We start from the raw sequence: 22,050 nt of genomic DNA, 5'->3' as shown, positions 1-22,050 counted from the left end.
GCACATCAGCACGAAGAATAACAAGATGGGGAGTTGAGTGAATCCGATGTTTCGTTCGATCCTGGCCGGCGCGCAAAAACTCGCTGTCGGTGTTCTCTTGCTCGGATTCGCTGCCAGCGCGAGCGCGGAAAACCTGACCACGGTCAAGACCGGCACGCTGCCCACATTGACCGACGCCGGTGCGCTGATCGGGCTTGCCGCTGTCGATGCCCGGCCACTCGCGATGGCCGGGCAAGGCGTGTTCGTGCTCGATGCCGAACGCAAGGCCTGGAACCGGGTCGATGCGACGCCGCTCCCAGCAGTGCGCGGCGTCGCGAGCGACGGCGCGCGCGCGTTCGTGTTGAGCGGACCCATTGAATCGGCGGTCGTCGACCACGTTGTGCAATGGTCGCTCGACAGCGGAACATTGAGGTCGAGCGCGCTGCCGCCCCTGCCGGTTCCGCTGGTCCGCGCCCACGCCGCGCTCAAGGGCGACGCACTCGCCGTCAGCGGAGCCGACGCGAGCGGCAGGAACTTCGTGCTGCAACTATCCCCGCTGACACAGGAACCGCAGTGGCAGACGCTGCCTGAATTTCCCGGCGGCGAGGCAAGTTCGATCGCGCTGCAGACCTCGGCCGTGTTCGTCACCGTCGCGGGTGACGGCGGCGATCGCCTCTGGCGCCGGTCGGCGGACAAGGGCTGGCAGGATCTCTCCGCCGCGCCCGGCAAGATCGTGCCCGGCTCCGCGCGCGCGATCGGCCAGGCCGCGGTGCTGTATCTCGTGCGCGACAGCACGGGCGCGACAAAGATGGTCAGCTACCACACGATCACCGGCGCCTGGGCAACGCTCGCGAACGCAGGCGCCGATGCGAGCGTAGCGACCGCATGGAACGACGGCATGCTCTGGGCGAGCCCGGGCACAAACGGAGCTGTCGTGTTCGGCTATGCCGAGATCGAAACCGGCAAGCTGCTGCTCAAATGGCTCGACTGGGTCGTCATCGTCGTCTACCTCGCATCGATGATCGGCATCGGTTTTTATTTCTACATCCGCGACAAGCACAACTCGACCTCCGAGTTCTTCGTCGGCGGCCGCAGCATCCCGTTCTGGGCCGCGGGCGTCAGCCTGTACGCAGCGAACACGAGTTCGATCAGCTTCATCGCGATTCCTGCAAAAGCATTCGAGACGAACTGGACCTACATGGCGAACAATCTCACCGCCGTGGTCGGCCTCGTCTTCGTCGCGATCTTCATCGTGCCGCTGCTGCGCCGGCTCAACTTGATGAGCGTGTTTTCCTACCTCGAAACGCGCTTCCACCCCGCGATCCGCATGCTCGCCAGCGCGCTGTGCATAGCGATGCAGCTCGGCAGCCGCATGAGCGTGATCCTGTTCCTGCCGGCGCTCGCGATCGCCACAATCACCGGCATCGACGTGACCTGGAGCATCCTGCTCATGGGCGGCTTTACGATCATTTACACCGCGCTCGGCGGCATGAAGGCGGTGATCTGGACCGACGTCGTCCAGGTCGTCGTGAAAATGGGCGGCGCGATCTTTGCGATCGGCTTCATCATCTGGCATCTGCACGGCGGCTTCGGTGAATTCGCTTCGACCGCGCTCGCCGAGCACAAGACCAAGCTGTTCGACTTCAGTTTCGACGTCACCAAGGCGACGGTGTGGGGTTTCCTCTTCCTCGTCCTGTTTGATGTCGTGCTGACGTTTCCGAAGGATCAGGTGCTGATGCAGCGCGTGCTCTCGACCAAGTCCGACAAGGAAGCCGGCCGCTCGATCTGGGCGTTCGCGGCGATCATGATTCCGGGCGGCTTTGTCTTCTACACGATCGGCACGGCGCTGTTCGTGTTCTACAAGACGCATCCCGAGCGCATGAATCCGCTGCTGCCGATCGACGCAACGTTTCCGCTGTTCATTGCCGCCGAGCTGCCGAGCGGCGTGACCGGCCTGATCATCGCCGGCATCTTCGCCGCGGCGATGGCGACGCTGTCGGGCATCATGAATTCGGTGGCGACGCTGGCCTCGGTCGATTTCTACGAGAAACTGGTGAAGAACCCCGACCCAGGCAAGAGCGTGCGCTTCGCCGAGATCATGACCGTTGCCGCCGGCCTCGTCGGCATCGGCATCGCGCTGCTGCTGTCGCGCTTCGACATCCATTCACTGTTCGACGTCTCGATCGAACTCGCCGGGCTGCTCGGCGGCGGCTTCGCCGGCGCGTACACACTCGGCATGTTCACGCGCCGGGCCAATTCACCGGGCGTCGCGATCGGCATCGCTTCGAGCATGGCGCTGACGCTGGCGATCTGGTCACTCAAGATCGTGCATCCGTATTTTTATCTGGCGATCTCGATCCTGCTGTGCATCGTGATCGGCTATCTCGCGAGCTTGCTGTTTCCGCCACCGACGCGGTCGCTGGCCGGATTGACGATCTACCGCGACGAATAGCGTCTACGGCCGTTCCAGGATCGCGGTCACGCCCATCCCACCGGCGGTGCAGATCGAGATCAATCCACGACCCGAGCCTTTTTCCTCGAGCAGCTTCGCCAGGGTGACAACTATGCGCGTGCCCGTCGCGGCAAACGGATGCCCCAACGCCAAACTCGATCCGTTGACATTGAGCTTGGTCGGGTCGATCTTGCCGAGCGGCTTGTCGCGGCCGAGACGGTTCTTGCAGTAGTCGGCGTCTTCCCAGGCACGCAGCGTGCACAGCACCTGCGCGGCGAAGGCTTCGTGGATCTCGTAGAAATCGAAATCCTGCAGGGTCAGGCCGGCCATATCGAGCATGCGCGGCACGGCCACGGTCGGCGCCATCAGCAAACCTTCACCGTGGACGAAGTCGACCGCGGCGGATTGAGAGTAGGTGATGAATGCCTGCGGCTTGAGGCCGCGTTTGGCCGCCCAGTCCTCGCTCGAAATCAGTACCGCCGAGGCGCCGTCCGACAGGCCGGTCGAATTGCCCGCGGTCAGCGTGCCGAACCCGGAGGTCTTGTCGAACGCGGGCTTGAGCGCGGCAAGCTTTTCGATCGTCGAATCGGGGCGCAGGAAGCCATCGCGATCGAGGCCGCGGAACGGCACGACGAGGTCCTTGAAGAAGCCGCGCTCGTACGCAGCGGCGGCCTTGAGATGGCTGGCCAGCGCGAGCTCGTCCTGCTCCTGGCGCGTGATCGTCCATTCGCGCGCCATCAGTTCGCAGTGCTCGCCCATCGACATGCCGGTACGCGGCTCGGCAACACCGGGGAAGCTCGGCTTGAGTTCGCCGAGCGAGAAACCGCTGACCGCGGCCTTGAGTTTGTCGCCCGTGTCCTTGGCGCGATTGACCGCGAGCAGACGCTGCTGCATCGCACGGCTGTAGACGATCGGCACGTCGCTGGTCGTGTCCGAGCCGCCGGCGATGCCGGCCTCGATCTGGCCGGTCGCGATCTTGCTCGCGATCAACACCGCGTTGTCGAGCGAAGTGCCGCAGGCGCGCGCGGTCGTGATCGCAGGCGTGTACGGCGACAGGCCTGAGGACAGCACCGCCTCGCGCGCGAGGTTCCAGTCGGCGGCGAGCTTGATCACCGCGCCGAACGCGACCTCGCCGAGTTCGACGTCATGCAGGTCGAACTTCTCGACCAGCGAACCCAGCGTCTTCACCGCCATGCCGAAGTTGCCGACCTCGGCATACGCGGTGTTGTTGCGGCAGAACGGGATGCGGACTCCGCCGAGGATGGCTGCACGTTTTGTCATGGATCAAAGGGAGGGCTGTAGGCGGACTGGTATTATGCGCCCGTCGTCCAACAATCGACCATCCATGTACGTCTTCGACACCGAGCGGCTGATGCGCATCGCCAGTGAGCGCGCGGAGGAATTCCGCAACGCGCAACCGTATCCGCACATCGTCATCGACGATTTTCTGCCAGGCGACGTGGCGCGCCGGCTCGCGAGCGTGTTCCCGGGTCCGGACGACAATGTGGCGTGGGATCACTATGCAGCGCCCGGGCTCGAAGTGAAGCTCGGCTGTGGCGACGAAACGAAATTCCCGCCGGCGATCCGCACTGCGGTGCGCGACATGAACTCGGCGGCGTTTGTGCTCTGGCTCGAGAAGATGACCGGCATTCCACACCTGCTCGTCGACCACCACCTGCTCGGCGGCGGCATGCACCTGACCCGCCACGGCGGCCTGCTCGGCATCCACTCGGATTTCAACTGGCATCTGCAGATCCATGCGCACCGGCGCCTGAACCTGCTCGTCTACCTCACTCCGGACTGGCGCGCCGAGTACGGCGGCGAACTCGAACTGTGGAACACCGAAGGCACGCAGCTCGTGCGCACCGTCGAGCCGCAGTTCAACCGCGCCGTCCTTTTCACCACGCGCTCGGACACGTTCCACGGCCATCCGAAACCCTGGGCGGCGCCGAACGGCATCAACCGCCAGAGTATAGCTTTATACTATTACACAAGCGAACGGCCGACCGAAGAGCAGCGGCCGGCGCACAACACGCTGTACAAGGGCTACAACGTCTGAAGGCGGTCGCACATCAGGGCTTGATCAGGTGCGCCGGTATCGGCCCCCAGGATTCCTCGTTGTGACGCCACACTTCGATGAAGGCGGAGCGGAACAACGATACTTCCTCGCCGCGCGAATCGTCCTGCATCGTTTCGAGCGCGGCAGTCAGCGACATCGTGCCTTCGAGCTGCGAGGCGATGAGGTTGTCGAACAATTCCGTCCACAGCGACGAATAGGCGATGTGGTCCTTCGCGGCTCGCACGCGACGACGCTCGGCCTCGATGTCGCCGCCGCCGCGGCGCATCGCGATCGCCTGCACCCAGGGCGAATCGCTGAACATTTCGACCACGTCGAAACCGGTGTGGTTGAGGAAGCTGCGCACTTCCTCGGGATTGCTGAACTGGTTGCGCGCCACGTCCTTGCGCTCGGTCGGCACGACGTCGCGAAACGGATTGAGTTCGACCGCGAAGCGGCGCCAGCCGCTCGGATGCGAGGTATTCCACGTGTCGAAGAACAGCAGGCCGCCCGGCCTGACCACGCGCGCCCAGTCTTCCAGGTACAAGTAGAAATCTTCCTTGTCCATATGGATGAACACGGCGATGCTGTAGGCCTTGTCGAAGCTCGCGTCGGGCAGCGGCTTAAAGTTGCTGCGCGTCAGTTCGGTGAAGCCGGCGTTGGCGAACGTGGACAGGCGTTCGCGCGCGATCTTGAGCATGTTGGCGGAAATGTCCGAGCCTTCCCAGTGCGCGATATGCGGCGCGAGTTCGCGGCCGATGCGCCCGACGCCGCAACCGAGTTCGAGCACGCGATCGGTCGACTTGAGATCGAGCGCGGCCATCACTTGGCGCGCAGTGTACGCGCCCGTCGCACGAATGCGTTCCTCACTGGCGCTGCCGTCGACCGAGAGCATCGCATGCACCGGCGTGGTGGACTTGGCGTCCCAAGTGGTCTTGTAGTTCGGCAGATGCAGCATGCGTGGTCCAAAGCGTAACGGGGCGCAGGATCATACTCGCGCAGGTCACCGCGTTCAACGCGAGCGCTCGGCGAATCCCTTGTTTGTACTGAAAATTTTCCGGCCGGTGATGCCGATTCGCTAGAAACGATGCTTGCGGTTGTAGGCAGACAGCAGCAGTTCGCCGACTGCCAGATCGACGAACGAATAGCGCTGCAGTTCCGGCGTGTAGTCGACTCGATCGTGCGTGCGCAGCGCGACGCGCCACGGCTCGAAGCCAAGGTCGCGCAGCTCGCGCTCGAATCCGGGCACGGTGATCGGGTTCAGCTCGGAAATGAATTTCCAGTGCTGCTCCATGGTCGGCTCCCAGCCGCAGCGGTCCAGCGGCTCGATGTCGCCGAGCAGGATCTGTTCACGAATCCATTCGGGCGGGCGCTTGAGGTGCACGTAAGGCTCGCGCTGCGCGAAGCGGAACTCGCCCATGTGGTTGCCGACGTCGGAGTAATACAGGCCCGGCGCGATCATCAGCAGGCCATCCGGTTTCAATACCCGGCGCATTTCCTGCAGCGCCTTGGCATAACCGCCGGCCATGTGCTCCACCGAACCCCACGACACCAGCACGTCGAAATAGTCGTCGGGGAACGGTATGTCGTTCGCGTCGGCGGCGATGAAGCGCAGATTTTTCGGAATGATGTCGGGCGACAGACCGCGCTCGCCGAGAATCTTCGGCAACCGCTCGAAGTCCGGGAACGGATCTATGCCGACGAATTCCTGCGGCTGCTTGCGCAGGGCGATGCCGAGATCGGTGATGCCGTCGCCACAGCCGACGTCGAGGATGCGGCCCTTGAGCAAATCCGAATCGCCGAGCAGATAGCTGGTAATCGTCAACGCCGCGTGACGAAAGTGCTTGTAGAACCAGTCGCCCTCCCCGCGCTGCCACGACAAGGCGGAAACCGGCGGCGTGTTGCCGCGACTTTCGAGTTGCCACGAAAATCGCGGGCCCTCGCCACCGCCCGACGTCACCTCGAATGTAAGCGCGGCGGCATCGGCTTTGGTTTCGGTGGAATCGTCGCGATGCCACAGCGCGAGGTTCGCGACGTAGCTGCCGGGTTCGAGCACGATCCGGGGCGTCAGCGCGTGCGCGACATAGCTGCCGCGCGGCAGCCACGCCGCGTCGCAACCCCCGGCGCGCATCTGCGAATGCACCAGCTGTTCGCCAGAGGCGCGATGAATGTCGAGCGAAATATCGACATCGAACACAATGTCCACATTGACTTGGAAATCGACGCCGATGCTCACCGGTCCGGTGCCATCGATGACCCCCAACCTGACCTCACCCAACGAGAGTTGCGACTTCACCACTCCACCACCTAAGCAAATCCGCGAGAAAAACCGTACCTACCCCTCGTCGCGGCGAGATCGTCGATATCGGTATGGAATGGCGGAAGTGTAGCGTGTTTGCGCTGCCTATTTGCGCCGCTTGCGCGAGGCGCCAACCTTGCGCGTCAACGTGTTGCGGCCGAGGCCGAGTTGCTCGGCAGCGCGCACGCGGCGTCCCGAGTTCTCGGCGAGCGCGGCCTCGATCAGCGTGGCATCGAACTCCTGACGCAGTTCGTCGTAGATGCCTTGTTCGCCACGAGCGAGCCGGTTGCGCGCGAGACGATGCAGGTTCTCGCGCCACCCATCGCTGGTCTGCACGACGATGGCATTGTCGGCGGCCGGCAGGTCCTGCGGACGGATCTCGCGCCCCGGCGTCATCACCGCGAGGCGTCGGCACAGGTTTTCGAGCTGACGCACATTGCCGGGCCAGGAGCGCTTGCTCAGCTCGGCCAGCGCGGGCGCGGTGAAGCGCTTCGCTTCGAGCCGCATTTCTTGCGCAGCGCGGGCGAGGAAGTGCGTGGCCAGCAATGGAATGTCGGCCGCACGTTCGTCAAGCGCCGGCAGGCGCAGGCGCACGACGTCGAGGCGATGCAGCAGGTCGGCGCGGAATTCGCCGTGCTCGACCTTGCCTTCAAGATCCTGGTGCGTCGCCGCGACCACGCGCACATCGGCGCGGATCAGCTCGCGGCCACCGACGCGATAGAACTCGTTTTCGGCGAGCACGCGCAACAGCCGCGTCTGCAGCGACAGTGGCATGTCGCCGATCTCGTCGAGGAACAGTGTGCCACCTTCGGCCTGCTCGAAGCGCCCGGCGTTGCGTTTGACCGCACCTGTGAACGCGCCGGCCTCGTGGCCGAACAGTTCGGATTCGAGCAGCTCGGCCGGAATCGCCGCCGTGTTGAGTGCAACGAACGGCTGCGCGGCGCGTGCGCTGTGCCGATGCAAGGCGCGCGCGACGAGCTCCTTGCCGGTGCCGGTCGGGCCGGTGATGAGTACGTTGAGATCGCTAGCGGCGACGCGGCCGATCGCGCGGAACACCTCGCGCATCGCCGGCGAAGTGCCGATCAGTTCGGTTGTTTCGATCTCATCGGTTTTCGCCGGCGCCGCGGCGGCCTGACGGCTCTCGCCGAGCGCGCGTTGCACCGCGGCGACCGCCTCGTCGAGATCGAAGGGCTTCGGCAGGTAGTCGAACGCGCCATTGCGATACGCCGCCGCGGTGGACGCAACATCGGTGAACGCGCTCATCACGATCACGGGCACTTGGCTGCCGCCCGCGCGCAGTTCGGCGAGGAACTCCAATCCGTTCGTGCCCGGCATGCGGATGTCGCTGACCACGACATCCGGTTTGGTGCGCGCGAACGCGGCGCGCAGGCTCTCGGCGTCGGCAAAAGCGCGTACCTCGACGCCGGACTCGCGCAACGCCTCGGCGAGGACGAAACGAATGGCCTCGTCGTCATCGGCGATCCAGACCTGGGCGTGGCGGCGCTCAGCCATGCGCTTCCCCGCGTCCTGGCAAGGCGATCGGCAGGAGCAGCGTGAATACCGTGTTGCCCGGACGGCTGCGATAGCTCAGCGCGCCGCCGTGCTCGGCGGCGATCTCCTGCGCGAGCGCGAGGCCGAGGCCGGTGCCCTTGCTGCGCCCGGAGACGAACGGCAGGAACAAGGTGTCGCGCATTTCCTCGGGCACGCCACGGCCGTCGTCGATCACGTCGAGACGAGCGACGAGCCGGGACACTTTCTCGCCTATGAGCACGTTGTGTTCAACGCGCGTGCGCAGGCCGATGCGCGACGCGCCAGCCTGCAAGGCATTGCGCATCAGATTGAGCACGAGTTGCAGCAGACGATCGCCGTGGCCGCGCAGCAGTGGCAGGCTCGGATCGTAGTCACGATCCAGATGCAGTTCGGGTTCGGCCTCGGCCGCGATCAGCGCACGCGCGCGCTCGGCGACCACGTGCAGATTGAGCGCAGCGAGATGCGGTTTGCCGCCCGGTTCAAGCAGGCGGTTGGTCAGCGCGGCGAGGCGGTCGGCCTCGGTCACGATCAGGTCGGCGAGACGCGCCAGTTCCGCGTCGGCCACGCGCCGCGCGAGCAGCTGCGCTGCACCGTGCACGCCGGCGAGCGGATTCTTCACCTCGTGGGCGAGGCCGCGCAGGCTTTCCGACAAACTCAAGGGCGCGGCCGCATCAATTTCGCCGCCGAGCTGGTGCACCTCGATCAACACGCTACCGTCCGGTGCCGCGCCGATCGTGATGTCGGCGTGCAGGATGCGCTCGGTGCGCGTCTCGATGCGCTGATCGCGCCGATGCAGGGTCTCGGCACCGAGACGCACGCGCTCGATCAGCGGCGCGAGCACGCGCGCACCTTCGCCGAGCGCGCCGAGCGGCAGGCTGCGCGAGCGCGACGGACTGACTGCGAACAGTTCGCAGAAGGCCGGATTGGCGTAGGTCAGCACGTCGTCGCGATCGAGCACGGCCACGCCGGTTTCGAGCTGGTCGGCGATCTCGAAAATGCGAGCGGGTGCGGTCGGCAGGGGCGAAAGCGCGCTCATAGCACCATCTTAGTGCAATTTATCGGGTACATGGACGACTTCGCTCAGTTTCGATACGCCGTTTTCATCGAAGGCCTCGACCGCCACGTCATAGGCGACGCCGGCGTTGAGCGCGCGCAGATCGAGCGTGGTGCCGCGATCGGCGAACACCTGGTAGCACAGGTTCAACCGATCCGGCTTCACACCCCAGCGCACGTTGTAGCCGACTGCGCCACGCACCGGCTGCCAGCTCACGCGTAACGCGCGCGGGTCGAGACGTCGTACTTCCACTCGCGTCGGCGCAGCCGGTGCCTTGCCACCGGCATCGCCGAACACGCGCAGATCGCTGATCGCCAGATGCGCAGCACCGACGTGGCCGTGTACGTAGCGCACGTAGCGCGCACGCACCGGCTGCGGCAGCTGGAAGTATGCGTTCGGCCGGTCGCGGCGTGGTGGTTCGGTCTGCGCCAGCGGACTCCATTTCTTTCCGTCCAGCGAAGACTCCAGCTTGAATTCAGTGTAGATGTCGGGCGCATCACCGTAGCGCTGCGACTCGTAGTCGGCGAAGTTCACCTGCACGGCGCGCAGCGTCTTCGCTGCGCCGAGATCGAGCGTCAAGGTCTGTCCTGCCTCATTCTTCGCCGCGACCCAGAACGTGCGCGGATCTTCGTCGCTGACGTTATCGGCGGAAAAATTCTGCAGCGTCGACGATGCCTTCGCATGCTGGCGGTACGACAGCAACATCCAGCCAGTGAACAGCTTGTCGGGATCAGCAACTTTTTCTTCCGGCATGTAATGCGGGAAATCGCCGAAACGCGTATCGACGCGCATCTGCCCATCAATCGCGAACGCGGCCGGCCACAGGCCGATGCGACGCTCGAACGGCCAGTTGTTGCCTATCCACGGCGAGCCCGTGTTCCACCAGTTGCCGGATTTGTCCTGGAACGTATTGCCATGGCCCGCGCCTTCGACGAAACCGCCGGGTTTGTAACCGACCGGGTTGTATGGCGCGTACTCGAACGGGCCCAGCGGTGAGTCGGACACATACATGCCGGTCGCGTAGACGTTGTACTCGGTGCCCGGCGCGCCGTATTGCAGGTAGTAGCGGCCGCCGTGTTTCGTCATCCACGCGCCTTCGATGTAGGAGGGATGATCTTCTTCGCGATGATCCTGCCCGAAGCGCTCCCAGCCGTGCAGCTTCGGATCGAGCGTGAACAGCGCATGCGGCTTGCCGACGTAGGCGAAGCCGTGCGAGAGGTCGACCTCGATGCCGAACAACGGGAAGCGTTCGAACGAACCCCAGTACAGATACCAATGGCCATCGTCGTCCTTGAACAAGGCCGGATCCCAGGGACCGGGCGCAATGCGATCGGGTGTTGGATCGCCGTTGTGCCACGCCGGCAACTCGCGATCCCATCCCGGCGGTACGGCGTCGGGCAACTTGGGCGTAAGCCGGGTCAGAAAGTCGAACTGGCCGTGGGCGGGATCGGTCGTCACAAGAATCGGCTCGGGCGCCATCGTCGCGCGCATCAGCAACAGGCGCTTGCCATCCGACACCGCGGCCGGCGCGACCATGCCGTCGAACGGCCACCGGTTCGGCGTGACGAACTGCCAGTCGAGCAGGTTGGTGGAGCGCCAGTAGCCGTCGGCCAGGGTCATGAACAGGTAGTAGGCGCCTTCGTGCGGCACAATGACCGGATCGGCGCCGGTGCGATAGGAAATCTTTTCGTTGAGCTGTTCGAAGTTGTAGCGGTAGTCGACGTCGACCGGATTCGCGTAGGTGCGCGCGGCAGGCGGGGTTTGCGCCGATGCCGCCACTGCTGCGCAGCCGAGCGCCAGCGCGCCGATCCACGAAACAATCCTGGCTGTCTGCATGATTCGAGCTCGTGCGAAAACATCATCATCGCAGACTGCATTCGGACCCGCCGAAACGTCCTCGACGAAAACCGGCGGCGCGATGCCGCCGGTTCGTCTTCAGCATTACATGTCGTAGGCCGACTCGCCGTGCGAGGAGATGTCGAGGCCTTCGCGCTCTTCTTCCTCGGTCACACGCAGGCCAACGAGCAGGTCCGCGATCTTGAACGCGATGAGCGCAACAACCGCGGTCACCACGATCGTGATGCCGACCGCCTTGGCCTGGATCAGCAACTGCGCGCCGATGCCGGGATAACCGACGGTCATCTTGACCCAGTCCTGCACCGAGCCGGGGCCGCCGAGCGCCGGCGAGTTGAACACGCCGGTCAGCAGTGCACCGCTGATGCCGCCGAGCGCGTGCACGCCGAATACGTCGAGCGAATCGTCGGCCTTGATCAACTTCTTCAGGCCGGTCACGCCCCACAGGCAGATCACGCCAGCGAGAAGACCAATCGCGAACGCACCGGGGATGCCGACATTGCCCGCAGCCGGCGTGATCGCGACGAGTCCGGCGACCGCACCCGAGGCCGCGCCGAGCATCGACGGCTTGCCCTTGAGCAGCCATTCGGCGAAGGTCCACGACAACACCGCGCAGGCGGTGGCGAGGTAGGTGTTGATGAAGGCGAGACCGGCCGTGCCGTTCGCTTCGAGCGCCGAACCGGCATTGAAACCGAACCAGCCGAACCACAGCAGCGAGGCGCCGATCATCGTCATCGTCAGGCTGTGGGGCTTGATCGCCTCTTTGCCGTAACCGACGCGCTTGCCGAGCACGAAGGCGCCGACGAGGCCGGCGATACCAGCGTTGATGTGCACCACGGTGCCGCCGGCGAAATCGAGCGCGCCCATCTGCCAGATGTAGCCCGCGGTCGCGCTGACCGCATCGGCTTTGGCCGGATCGGTGTAGGCGTCGGGGCCCTGCCAGAACCAGACCATGTGCGCGACCGGCAGGTAGCTGAAGGTGAACCAGATCACCGCGAAGATCAGCACCGCGGAGAACTTGATGCGCTCGACGATCGAGCCGAGGATCAGGCAGACCGTGATCGCAGCGAACGTCGCCTGGAACGCGACGAAGACCAGTTCATACAGTGGCGTCGCTTTCGAGAACGTCCCCGCCATCGAGAACGAACCGTCGGCCGGATTGAACGTGCCGTTCAGGAACAGCCGCGAGAATCCGCCGAAGAATGGATTGCCTTCGGTGAACGCCACGCTGTAACCGTAGATGCACCAGAGCACGCTGATCAGCGAGAACACGACGAACACCTGCATCAGCACCGACAGCATGTTCTTCGTGCGCACGAGGCCGCCGTAGAACAAGGCAAGCGCGGGCACGCTCATCAGCAGCACGAGCGCGGTTGAGGTCAGCATCCAGGCGACGTCGCCCTTGTTCGGCGTCGGCGCCGGTGGCGGCGTTGCCGCTGCGGCGGGTGCCGCCGCGGCCGCGGCGTCCTGGGCATAACCATGCCGTGCGAGCAGCAGCGCGATTGCACCGCAGCCCAAGGCGGCGAGGATGGGAAGGAATCGCCGGTAATCCGGCAGCGAGGTCGTGGTCGTCATCGCGGATCTCGGGGTGAGGTGGATGTTTTTCATAGCGCGTCCTTTCCGGCTTCGCCGGTGCGGATGCGCAGCGCCTGTTCGATCGGGCTGACGAAGATCTTGCCGTCGCCGATCTTGTCGGTGCGCGCGCCGGCTATGACCGCGTCGAGCGCGCGCTCGAGCAGTTCCTCGGACACGACCGCCTCGATCTTGATCTTCGGCAACAGGTCGACGACATATTCGGCGCCGCGATAGAGCTCGGTATGGCCCTTCTGCCGGCCGTAGCCCTTGACCTCGGTGACGGTGAGGCCCGACACGCCGGCCTGAGTCAGTGCTTCACGCACTTCCTCGAGCTTGAACGGCCGGATGATTGCGGTGATGAGTTTCATGCTGCCTCCGTTAGGTCAAAAAGTCTTGGTCAGCGACGCCACGCCCGTGGAGCGCCCCTGGAACGTGCCGTCGGGGAAGGTGTAAACGGCCTTGTCCGCATTCGTGTCGTAGTAGGCGACGGCGAGCGCCCAGCCGCCGTCGAAGTTCTTGGTCACGCCGAGCTTGTAGTCGGTGTAGCTTGCCGCGCTGAAACCGTCGACCTTCTGCCGGCCGATGTGCGCGTTGAGCACCCAGGTCGGCACGAACTCGTAGTTCGCCGACAGATCGAGATAGCCCGAGTGCTTGGTGCCGGCGAAGCCGAACAGGTTGGTGAACGTGTGCGAGTACTTGAGCGAGACGAAGCTGTAGCTCAGCGCGACATAGCCTTCCAGCGTATACGGCAGCTTGTAGCCGGCGTTCTTCGGATAGTCGCCCGGGTAGTAGTACTCGTAGAGGCCGACATCGAGGCCGATCGTGTCGGCGATCTTGGTGCGATAGCCGCCGTAGATGTCGATTTCCAGGCTGCTCGACACCGAGGAGACGTAATCGTGCAGCCAGTTGATGTTGCTGCCCCAGGTACCGACGTAGAAGCCCGAGGCGTGATCGATTTCAATGCCCGCCTGCAGCGCGGGTTCGGTGTTGGTCTGGGTCAAGCCGCGGAAGATGTAGTCGTTGGCGATCGTCACCGAGCCGGGAAAGGTCCAGTCCGGCGTCGGCGCGGCGGGTGCAGCGGCTTGATCTTCAGCGTGTGCCCCGGTCGAAAGCAGGGCGGCGGAGAGGATCGCGAGGGTCAGGCGGTTCTTCATCACGTGGGTCTCCAGTAGCGTCGGGGGAAAGAAAGCATGCGCGTCGCAAACGACGCGTCTTCCGTCCCGCCCCTCAGCCCTGCGCTTTTGTATTGCGCCTCGACTGCCTTTTTTCAGACAACACTCGGCCCTGAGCGTGAGTACTCAATCTCCAAAAATGAACTTGTATACTTCTACCGCCCTGCGCTTACCGGAGAACGTTCCCCGGAACAAGGCGGGAGGGTTCGCTTTGCGCAGCGAACCCCGTTCCAACCCCTCGCCTCAACTGGCGAGGAGCCTGTGCATCAGATCGAGTAATACATTTGATACTCGATGGGGTGCGTCGCCGCACGGAAGCGCGACACTTCACCCATCTTCAATTCGATGTAGGCGTCGATGAAGTCGTCGCTGAACACGCCGCCGGCCTTGAGGAACGCGCGATCCTTGTCCAGCGCTTCGAGCGCCTGGTCGAGCGAATGGCACACGGTCGGAATCAGCTTCTCTTCTTCCGGCGGCAGGTCGTACAGATCCTTGTCGGACGGCGCACCCGGGTCGATCTTGTTGATGATGCCGTCGAGGCCGGCCATCATCAGCGCGGCGAACGTGAGGTAACCCGTGTTCATCGGATCGGGGAAACGCACTTCGATGCGCCGCGCCTTCGGCGAGTGCACGAACGGAATGCGGCACGAGGCTGAGCGATTGCGCGCCGAATAGGCGAGCATGACCGGCGCTTCGAAACCCGGGACGAGACGCTTGTAGCTGTTCGTGGTCGAGTTCGAGAACGCGTTGATCGCGCGCGCATGCTTGAAGATGCCACCGATGTAATACAGCGCGGTCTGCGACAGGCCGCCGTAGAGGTCGCCCGCGAACAGGTTGGTGCCACCCTTGGCCAGCGACTGGTGCACGTGCATGCCCGAGCCGTTGTCACCGACGATCGGCTTCGGCAGGAAGGTCGCTGTCTTGCCGTTGCGATGGGCGACGTTCTTGATCACATACTTCAGCGTGAGCAGCTCGTCGGCCTTTTTCGTCAGCGTGTTGAACTTGGTGCCGATCTCGCACTGGCCGGCGGTCGCGACTTCATGGTGATGCACTTCGACGGTGAGGCCGCAGGCTTCGAGGATCTGGCACATTTCGCTGCGCAGGTCCTGCAGCGAATCGACCGGCGCAACCGGGAAATAACCGCCCTTCACGCCCGGGCGATGGCCCGAGTTGCTACCGTCGAACTTGTCGTTCGTGCTCCACGCCGCTTCTTCGGACTGGATCTCGAAGCTCGCGCCCTGCATGTCGTTCTTGTAGCGCACCGAGTCGAAAATGAAGAATTCCGGCTCCGGCCCGAAGAACGCCGTGTCGGCGATGCCCGACGACTTGAGGAACGACTCGGCGCGCTTCGCCACCGAACGCGGGCAGCGCGTGTAGGCCTGCATCGTCGACGGCTCGAGCACGTCGCAGGTGAGGATGACGGTCGGAATCTCGGCGAACGGATCGAGGATCGCGCTCTCGGGATCGGGCATCAGCACCATGTCCGAATCGTTGATGCCTTTCCAGCCCGAGATCGAGGAGCCATCGAACATCTTGCCGTCCTCGAACAGGCTCTCGTCGATGCCTTTGACCGGAAAGGTGACGTGATGCTGCTTGCCGAGCATGTCGGCGAAACGCAGGTCGACGAATTGAACGTTGTTGTCTTGAACGAGCTTGTTGAAGCTGGCGGACATGAAGATTTCCTTGATTGAAGTATTGGACGGTTAGGTTTTAGCAATAACTGTGCCAACTGCGGAAAATATAAAATTATCAATCTATTACCCCCTTCTATAACTGCGATGCAGCATGATTTTGCACCAAAATAAGAAGAAGATTTCCATTTTTGCACCAATTTCGTGCATAAATTTCTCCCTTATTCGTGGCTTTACGCCTGCGCCGCATACGGACAATACTGCGCGGACAAAATACTAGTTTCTTGAGGTAGTAATGAAGAGGCTTCTGTTGCTTTTGCCACTACTGTTGAGCGCATGTGCACAACAGCCAACGCGAATGGATCTTCCTGGCACTGACGAATCGGTTTCGGTACCGATCAAGGATCTTCGTCCAAAAACCGAAAAAGAGAACGGTACGTTCAGCTTCGCGATCACGAGCAGCGCGTATGGGATATACCGCAAGGGTGATGCGACGCTAGCTCCACCGATGATTCAAATATTTCGTCGGCTCGTCTTTGAAAAACTCGGCGGCTCAGCAAAACCTCTGGAGATTTCGGTTTATCACATGGTGGTATACGCGAACATGAAGTCCGAGTTTCGGAGAGCGGCCGCTTTCGCCGCTGTTGGTGGCGCAGTAGGCGGCGCCCTCGCAGGAGCAGCGACAGGATCAACCGTGAATTTGAGTCAATCGCTAGTCGATCGCGCTCATTTCGAAGATGAAGAGATCGACGAGAACGAACGCGCCGACTACACCGAAGCGGAGAACCCCGAGCGTACTTCGGTATATGTCATCTATATCGACGCCGACATCAATGGTAAGCGGACTTTTGTAAAAACGATGGCACCGATCAAGACTCGAGACAAACAAGATGGTTATGTCGCGGCAGTGAAGTCCGCCATTGGATATTTCTTGTCCTATTACTGAGTCGTTCTGCGCCAACAAATCGAAGTAGCGCCCATGCTGCGGCGGGCGTCAGCTGTTGATGCCCGCCGCACGATTGAAATCGCCGATCGCGCCGACGAGCAGTGTTACGGCTTCGCGTTCGACCTCGGTCAGATACGGATTCCAGCAATCCATCAGCATGACCACGCGCGTCGAGGCGCCTCGGTTCCACGCTTCGTGCTCGAACGTGTCGTCGAAGGTGAAGCACTCGCCTTCGCGCCACTCGCGCTTCTCGCCGCCGACGACGATGGCACAGTTCTCGGGCACGATCAGCGGCAGGTGCGTGACCAGACGCGTGTTGGTCACGCCGCGATGCGGCAGGATGTGCGTGCCCGGCGTCAACACCGAGAAACAGATTTCCGGCGCATGTTCGCGGATGCGCACAATCGGCAGCGAGTCGAGAATTGCCGCGGTACGCGGACAGCGCGCGCAGTTCTCGTCAAGCCGCTCGCCGTGGCGATAGAAGAAAAACGCGTCCCATGCCGGCGGCGTCTCGGCTCCCGCGAGCTGGTCGCCGACGCGATCGAGCGCGTTGGTGCCGAGGAACGGCGCGATGCCCGTTTCGCCGCGCAGCACTTCGCGCAGTTCCGCGCGGATCACATCCGCGTTCTGTTCGAGCACCGCGTACCACGGGAACAGTGCGCGGTCGAAGTACGGCGTCGTCGGCAGGCCGGGGAAGTAGAGGAATTTCGGCCGCTGGCGCGGATCGGGCAAATCGGCTTTCGCCACGCCGAGATAGATGTCGAGGCAATGTATCACGCGCGCCAGTTCGACATCGCCGTGTTTCGCGCGCAGTGGTTCGATCGCATCCGTGAGGATCGCGCGCCGATGACGATCGGCAAAGTCCATCGCCTGCAACACGCGTTCGCGCATCGCCGGCGGCGTGGTCGCTTCGTCGAGCCAGAGTCCCTGATTCTGCGCGGCGACGATCGCGCCGAAGTAATGCGCGGCGGCCTCGCGGCTGCGACCCGCGCCCTCGTGAAGCTGGGCGAGGAACAGGCGCGCACGGAACGCCGCCGGATCGAGACCAATTGAGGTTTCCAGCGCGGCGACCGCGGCTTGCGCATCGCCTGCGGCCAGCCGGGCGAAGCCGAGGTTCTTCCACAGTTCGGCGCTGCCCTTCTCGACCACCGTCGCACGTTCGAGCATTGCCGCCGCCTGCGCGGCGCGGCCCGCGAGCAATGCGCGTTGGGCGAGATAGTTCAACGCTTCGGGATGGTCGGGGTCGTGCGCGAGGACGCACGTGAACGCGGCATCGGCCTCTTCGTAGCGCGAGGCTTCCGCGGCAGCGCGCGCATGCTGCAGCTGCGCCTCGATTCCCGCATCGACCATCGTCATGACGCCGTGCGCGCGAGCTCGGCACGCACCTGTGCCGCCTCGTCGCCGCGACCGAGCTGATCGAGCAGCGTGGCAAGCTGCGGGCGCAAGCTGTTTGCATCGGGCGAGCGCGCTACGCCGTCGACGAGATAGCGCACCGCGGCCGCGGGATCGCCGAGCTTTTCCATGCACCAGGCACAGGCGTTGATGGCGCCGGCATGCGTGGGATCGATTTCGAGCGCGCGTTTGTAGAACTTTAGCGCCTTGACCGTCTGCCCGAGCTTGCGCGCGATGTCGCCGAGTCCGGCGCACGCGCCGAACTGCTGCTTGCCTTGGGCGAGCAGCGCGGCGAAACCGTCGCGCGCGATCTCGTCCTTGTCCTGGCGCATGCGTGCGCGCGCGAGAAACAGCCAGGCGAAGGTTGAATCCGGATTCAGGCGTACCGCGTTGGTGAATGCCTGCTCGGCGAAGGCGAACGCCTCCTGCGCGAAGAACGCGCGCCCGAGCGCAGTCTGTATCGCCGCGTCGTCGGGCTTCAGCTCCGCCGCGCGACTGAGGAATTTCGCCGCGTTCGTGGCGTCACCGCGGGCGAGATAGACATTGCCGAGGCCAAAGAGAATCAGCGGGTCCTCGTTCTCGAATGCATCGACCGCGCGGCGCCCGATGCGGAAACGATTCTCGGCCTCCTCGAGCTCGCCATCGCGCAATTGCAGATGGCCGAGTACGCCGTGCGCCTCGATCAGATTCGGATCGAGCTCGAGCGCGCGCAGGAACGCACCGCGCGCGGCCTCGTCCTGGTTGAGCTGCATGAGCACGCCGCCGAGCGAAAGATGCAGCCGCGCGAGTTCTGGCGCGAGCTGCACCGCACGCCGCAGCGGTTCCATCGCCGCCGCACTGTCGCCGCGCTGATGCAACAGCACGCCTAGCAAATGCAGGGCGTCGACGTCGTCGGGATGGTCGACGAGATAGTCGCGATAGTCGCGTTCGGCGGCGGCTATGTCGCCATCGCGATGCCGCTGCAGGATTTCTTCGAGGGTCATTGCAAAAAATGGTCGTGAATCAGGCGACCATGATAGGGGAAAAGCGCGACCGGAACCCGTTTCTAGACGGAGTGATCAGGCAAGTGCGCGTTCATTCGGCCGACGAGAAAATCTTCCGCCCAGCTGCGCAGGCTCGCATCGGCGATGAAACCGCAGTGACCGCCGTGTGGCACGATGACGCGTTCGGTCGACGGCGAAAGCTTCAACGCGTGGAAGTCGGCGACCGGAATGATCGGGTCGTCCGCGGCGGTGAGGATCGTCGCTGGCACGTCGAGCGCCGCCAGCGCATCGCCGGCGATCGAATAGCCGTTGAAGTAGTTTTCCACCGTGCCGAAATCGGTGTGACGGCTGACCAGGCTCTGGGTCAATTCGCGCAGGTTGCCGCGCAACTCGCTCGCGGCGAACAGCGGTACCTGTGGAAACAGCGCCTGCTTGCGCTTGAGTGAGCTGCGCCATTTGCGCAGGAAGTAGTACGAATAAACCGGCGACGACTCGATCGCGCGCATTGCCACGCTCGGGCTGATCGGCGGACAGACCGCGAACACCCACGCCAGTTCGACGCCCGCCTTGCGCGCACGCAACGCCGCGCGCAAGGCGAAATTGCCGCCGAGCGAATAACCGCCAAGGATCAGCGGCCGCTGCGGGAATATCATTGCGATCGCTGCGAGCGCGCCGACCACTTCCTCGATACGGCAGGAATGGAAGATGTCGCGGTTGAGATGGTGCGTGTCGCCGTGGTCGCGGAAGTTGAGGCGGAACAGGTCGCAGCCTTCAGCGAGCAGGCGCGCGCCCGTGCCGCGCACATAGGTCGACTGCACGCTGCCTTCCCAGCCGTGCAGCAGCACGACCAGCGCACGCGGCTGCGGCAACACGGTCTGGCGCGTGTGGAAACCCTGCAGGCGCACGCCGTCGCCGCAGTCGAGGATGTGCTCGACCGCGCCGTTTTCGACCAGCGCGCCGCGATGACGGAAGAAGTAACGGCGCACACCGCTCGACGCGAGCACCGACTGCACATGCGGATTGCGCAGCCAGCGGCGTGGACGGAAGGTTTCCACTTGCGCGCTCGCCGGTGGGCCTTCGCTACTCACAGCCCAGCGCCGCGGCGATTCGCGCGCGGGCCGTCTCCGCGATTTCGCGCCGGCCCTCGCCATCGACCGCGAACGGTTCGAGGAAGTGCACCTCGGCATCCATGCCCGGCCCGCCGAGCAGGCGCACGAAGTTGCCGAAGAAACTTTCCTTCGCGCCGAACGGCACCGACAAATCCATTTTTCCGCTTTTGCCGTAGCATAGCGCGACCGGCTGGATCGGCACTTGTGCATCGACCGCGACCTGGAAGATGCGCGCATGGAACGTGCGCACCTTGTCACCTGGCCCCGTGCCGCCTTCGGGAAATATCCCGGCCGAGCCGCCCGCCTTCAAGTGCGCGACCACGCTTTCCGTCACCGAGGCCAGCGAATGCGTCGAACCGCGCTGGTGGTAGATCGTGCCCGCGCGCGTCGCCAGCCAGCCGACGAACGGCCAGCGCGCGATTTCGCTCTTGGCGACGAAGCTCATCATGCGCTGGCTGTGCATCAGTTCGATGTCCATCCACGACACGTGGTTGGCGACGAACAGCGTCGCGCCCGGCAACGGTTCGCCGATGCGACGGATGCGGAAACCGAAAATACGGATCAACGCACCCGACCACCAGCGCGTCGCCCAGTGATCGAGGCGCTCGCCGCCGACGCGCAGCTTCGCGCCGAGCGGCGAAAACACGAAGATCGCCAGCGGCGGTGCGATGACGATATGCAGAAACAGCAGCGGCACGCGGACGAGATAGCGCAGCGGGCGCATCAGGTCGCGTCGCGTCGCGGCGGCATTGTCGAGCGCGGCATTCATCGGTCGCGATGGTAGCCAAGCGCGCTTCGCGCCGCCACCGCTGCGGTGCACCAACGATGGACCCGATTCAGCTTGCGGGAATCGCCTGCTTCGGCACCACCGCCATCGTCAGCCGTGAAATGCAGACGAGCTTGCCCGCCTCGTCTTCGATGCGGATCTCCCAGACCTGGGTCGAACGGCCGACATGCAGCGGCCGCGCCGTGCCGGTCACGGTGCCGCTCGCGACCGCACGCACATGGTTGGCATTGATGTCGAGGCCAACCGCATAGAACCCGGGATCGCAGCACAGCATCGCCGCGTAACTGCCCAGCGTTTCCGCGAGTGAGACCGAAGCGCCGCCGTGCAGGATGCCGTAGGGCTGGTGCGTGCGCGCGTCGACCGGCATCGTGCCGCGCACGAAATCCTCGCCGATCTCGGTGATCTCGATGCCGATGGTGTTCATCAGCGTCTTCTGGTTCGCCTGCTTGATCGCGGCGAGATCGGGTTGGGTTTTCCACAGGGGCATGGGTTGATCCTTGTTGTTCGTGTTTGCGTGGCGCCGCCTTACTGTCGCGGCAGCGCGAGCGTGGGCACGCCATGCGCGCTGCGCTGTTCGACCACGCTCGCACGCGTGTCGAGCGCGCCGCGCAGGGTGTCGGGCAGCGATTCGGTCTTCTCGCAGCGCGCTGTACGCAGGGCGTTGCGATAGGCGCGCTGCGCGGTATCGGCATCCTTGAGTCCGACGCAGGCATCGCCGAGCGCTTCCCACAGTTGCGCGTCGGGCGCGATCGCGAGACCGCGGCCGAGGTATTCGCGCGCCTTGCCCCAGAGTTCGCCCTGGTTGCACAGGCGGCCGAGCGTGAGCATGAGGCCGGCGCTGTTCGGCTGCGCGGCGATCCAGCCTTCGGCTTGACGCAGCCGCGCGGCGACGTCCGACGGCCCGAGTTCGGCGTAGGCACGCACGAGGTTTTCCGACCAGTCGCGGCGCAACGCGGATTCGATCTCGCCCATTGCTGGGAGTGGCTGGCCGAGCGCCGCGGCGCGTTTCGCATAGGCGATCACGAGCGGTTCGCGCTGGCGCTGTGCGCGGCTCAATCCCGACCACATGCTTGCCAGCGCATCGGCGCGCGGCGCATTCGTCAACGCCGTGGCGAGCGTGTTCGTTTCGAGTTCGGCGAAGTCGGCGCCCGCGAGTGAATGGGTTTTCGCGAACGCGGCCAGCGCGGTGAGCGCCGTGGCCGAATCGCCGCAGCGACCGGCCGCTTCGATC

General features: G+C 64.1%; 19 protein-coding genes. 3 read left to right on the top strand and 16 right to left on the bottom strand.

Features of this window, described 5'->3' with window-relative positions:
• The first annotated feature begins 46 nt into the window (after positions 1–46).
• On the top strand, positions 47–2,431 hold the full coding sequence (locus tag VF497_RS06465; RefSeq protein WP_330886854.1) for a sodium:solute symporter: 2,385 nt from the start codon (positions 47–49) through the stop codon (positions 2,429–2,431).
• A 3-nt stretch (positions 2,432–2,434) separates the two neighbouring features.
• Here the strand turns inward: VF497_RS06465 and VF497_RS06460 are convergent, their stop codons facing one another.
• Complete coding sequence (locus VF497_RS06460; RefSeq protein ID WP_330886852.1) at positions 2,435–3,712, bottom strand: acetyl-CoA C-acetyltransferase; 1,278 nt, start codon at positions 3,710–3,712, stop codon at positions 2,435–2,437.
• A 64-nt stretch (positions 3,713–3,776) separates the two neighbouring features.
• On the opposite strand from VF497_RS06460, the gene VF497_RS06455 reads away from it, so the two are divergent.
• Entirely contained in the window at positions 3,777–4,490 is a 714-nt protein-coding gene (locus tag VF497_RS06455; RefSeq protein WP_330886850.1) for a 2OG-Fe(II) oxygenase, read from the top strand.
• Positions 4,491–4,503: 13 nt separating this feature from the next.
• Here VF497_RS06455 and VF497_RS06450 read toward each other — a convergent pair whose 3' ends face one another.
• The 9 genes from VF497_RS06450 to glnA all read right to left on the bottom strand — a co-directional run bounded on the left by VF497_RS06450 (position 4,504) and on the right by glnA (position 15,644).
• A complete protein-coding gene (locus tag VF497_RS06450) occupies positions 4,504–5,445 on the bottom strand; it encodes a class I SAM-dependent methyltransferase (protein ID WP_330886848.1) in 942 nt (313 codons plus the stop codon).
• 120 nt (positions 5,446–5,565) lie between these two features.
• Positions 5,566–6,783 carry a class I SAM-dependent methyltransferase gene (locus VF497_RS06445; protein WP_330886846.1) on the bottom strand — a complete coding sequence of 406 codons (1,218 nt, stop codon included), beginning with the start codon at positions 6,781–6,783 and terminating at the stop codon, positions 5,566–5,568.
• Between the two features lie 108 nt (positions 6,784–6,891).
• Positions 6,892–8,298 (bottom strand): nitrogen regulation protein NR(I), encoded by a 1,407-nt coding sequence (ntrC, locus tag VF497_RS06440; RefSeq protein ID WP_330886844.1) that lies wholly within the window; start codon positions 8,296–8,298, stop codon positions 6,892–6,894.
• Complete coding sequence (locus tag VF497_RS06435; RefSeq protein ID WP_330886842.1) at positions 8,291–9,352, bottom strand: two-component system sensor histidine kinase NtrB; 1,062 nt, start codon at positions 9,350–9,352, stop codon at positions 8,291–8,293. The genes ntrC and VF497_RS06435 overlap by 8 nt, the downstream gene beginning before the upstream one ends.
• Positions 9,353–9,361: 9 nt before the next feature.
• On the bottom strand, positions 9,362–11,206 hold the full coding sequence (locus VF497_RS06430; RefSeq protein WP_330886840.1) for a family 43 glycosylhydrolase: 1,845 nt from the start codon (positions 11,204–11,206) through the stop codon (positions 9,362–9,364).
• Between the two features lie 105 nt (positions 11,207–11,311).
• A complete protein-coding gene (locus VF497_RS06425; RefSeq protein WP_330886839.1) occupies positions 11,312–12,799 on the bottom strand; it encodes an ammonium transporter in 1,488 nt (495 codons plus the stop codon).
• A gap of 29 nt (positions 12,800–12,828) precedes the next feature.
• On the bottom strand, positions 12,829–13,167 hold the full coding sequence (locus VF497_RS06420) for a P-II family nitrogen regulator (protein WP_330886837.1): 339 nt from the start codon (positions 13,165–13,167) through the stop codon (positions 12,829–12,831).
• A gap of 15 nt (positions 13,168–13,182) precedes the next feature.
• The gene (locus tag VF497_RS06415) at positions 13,183–13,953 is read right to left on the bottom strand and encodes a TorF family putative porin (protein ID WP_330886876.1); all 771 of its coding nucleotides are present in this window, start codon (positions 13,951–13,953) and stop codon (positions 13,183–13,185) included.
• Between the two features lie 284 nt (positions 13,954–14,237).
• Complete coding sequence (glnA, locus tag VF497_RS06410; protein WP_330886835.1) at positions 14,238–15,644, bottom strand: type I glutamate--ammonia ligase; 1,407 nt, start codon at positions 15,642–15,644, stop codon at positions 14,238–14,240.
• A gap of 316 nt (positions 15,645–15,960) precedes the next feature.
• On the opposite strand from glnA, the gene VF497_RS06405 reads away from it, so the two are divergent.
• Complete coding sequence (locus VF497_RS06405) at positions 15,961–16,548, top strand: hypothetical protein (RefSeq protein WP_330886833.1); 588 nt, start codon at positions 15,961–15,963, stop codon at positions 16,546–16,548.
• A 48-nt stretch (positions 16,549–16,596) separates the two neighbouring features.
• Here the strand turns inward: VF497_RS06405 and VF497_RS06400 are convergent, their stop codons facing one another.
• The 6 genes from VF497_RS06400 to VF497_RS06375 all read right to left on the bottom strand — a co-directional run.
• Positions 16,597–17,904, bottom strand: a complete 1,308-nt coding sequence (locus VF497_RS06400; protein WP_330886831.1) for an aspartyl/asparaginyl beta-hydroxylase domain-containing protein — start codon at positions 17,902–17,904, stop codon at positions 16,597–16,599.
• Positions 17,901–18,923, bottom strand: a complete 1,023-nt coding sequence (locus VF497_RS06395; RefSeq protein WP_330886829.1) for a tetratricopeptide repeat protein — start codon at positions 18,921–18,923, stop codon at positions 17,901–17,903. The genes VF497_RS06400 and VF497_RS06395 overlap by 4 nt, the downstream gene beginning before the upstream one ends.
• A 62-nt stretch (positions 18,924–18,985) precedes the next feature.
• Positions 18,986–20,011, bottom strand: coding sequence for a YheT family hydrolase (locus VF497_RS06390; RefSeq protein ID WP_330886827.1), 1,026 nt, complete (start codon positions 20,009–20,011; stop codon positions 18,986–18,988).
• Positions 20,004–20,801: a lysophospholipid acyltransferase family protein gene (locus VF497_RS06385; RefSeq protein ID WP_330886826.1), complete on the bottom strand. Its 798-nt coding sequence runs from the start codon at positions 20,799–20,801 to the stop codon at positions 20,004–20,006. The genes VF497_RS06390 and VF497_RS06385 overlap by 8 nt, the downstream gene beginning before the upstream one ends.
• 67 nt (positions 20,802–20,868) lie before the next feature.
• Entirely contained in the window at positions 20,869–21,306 is a 438-nt protein-coding gene (locus VF497_RS06380) for a hotdog fold thioesterase (protein ID WP_330886823.1), read from the bottom strand.
• Positions 21,307–21,344: 38 nt separating this feature from the next.
• The coding region (locus tag VF497_RS06375) for a heme biosynthesis protein HemY (RefSeq protein ID WP_414706850.1) at positions 21,345–22,050 on the bottom strand (706 nt) is incomplete at its 5' end.

This window comes from Rudaea sp. (assembly GCF_036383415.1).
Classification (GTDB): domain Bacteria; phylum Pseudomonadota; class Gammaproteobacteria; order Xanthomonadales; family Rhodanobacteraceae; genus Rudaea.
Note: the sequence above shows the minus strand (reverse complement) of the source record. Positions and strands in the feature narration are given on the sequence as shown.

Coding starts and splice junctions, on each gene's coding strand:
- VF497_RS06405 (WP_330886833.1), top strand. CDS start 15,961: ATGGATCTTCCTGGCACTGACGAATCGGTTTCGGTACCGATCAAGGAT.
- VF497_RS06460 (WP_330886852.1), bottom strand. CDS start 3,712: ATGACAAAACGTGCAGCCATCCTCGGCGGAGTCCGCATCCCGTTCTGC.
- VF497_RS06465 (WP_330886854.1), top strand. CDS start 47: ATGTTTCGTTCGATCCTGGCCGGCGCGCAAAAACTCGCTGTCGGTGTT.
- glnA (WP_330886835.1), bottom strand. CDS start 15,644: ATGTCCGCCAGCTTCAACAAGCTCGTTCAAGACAACAACGTTCAATTC.
- VF497_RS06385 (WP_330886826.1), bottom strand. CDS start 20,801: ATGAATGCCGCGCTCGACAATGCCGCCGCGACGCGACGCGACCTGATG.
- ntrC (WP_330886844.1), bottom strand. CDS start 8,298: ATGGCTGAGCGCCGCCACGCCCAGGTCTGGATCGCCGATGACGACGAG.
- VF497_RS06435 (WP_330886842.1), bottom strand. CDS start 9,352: ATGAGCGCGCTTTCGCCCCTGCCGACCGCACCCGCTCGCATTTTCGAG.
- VF497_RS06455 (WP_330886850.1), top strand. CDS start 3,777: ATGTACGTCTTCGACACCGAGCGGCTGATGCGCATCGCCAGTGAGCGC.
- VF497_RS06415 (WP_330886876.1), bottom strand. CDS start 13,953: ATGAAGAACCGCCTGACCCTCGCGATCCTCTCCGCCGCCCTGCTTTCG.
- VF497_RS06395 (WP_330886829.1), bottom strand. CDS start 18,923: ATGACCCTCGAAGAAATCCTGCAGCGGCATCGCGATGGCGACATAGCC.
- VF497_RS06425 (WP_330886839.1), bottom strand. CDS start 12,799: ATGACGACCACGACCTCGCTGCCGGATTACCGGCGATTCCTTCCCATC.
- VF497_RS06400 (WP_330886831.1), bottom strand. CDS start 17,904: ATGACGATGGTCGATGCGGGAATCGAGGCGCAGCTGCAGCATGCGCGC.
- VF497_RS06450 (WP_330886848.1), bottom strand. CDS start 5,445: ATGCTGCATCTGCCGAACTACAAGACCACTTGGGACGCCAAGTCCACC.
- VF497_RS06430 (WP_330886840.1), bottom strand. CDS start 11,206: ATGCAGACAGCCAGGATTGTTTCGTGGATCGGCGCGCTGGCGCTCGGC.
- VF497_RS06380 (WP_330886823.1), bottom strand. CDS start 21,306: ATGCCCCTGTGGAAAACCCAACCCGATCTCGCCGCGATCAAGCAGGCG.
- VF497_RS06420 (WP_330886837.1), bottom strand. CDS start 13,167: ATGAAACTCATCACCGCAATCATCCGGCCGTTCAAGCTCGAGGAAGTG.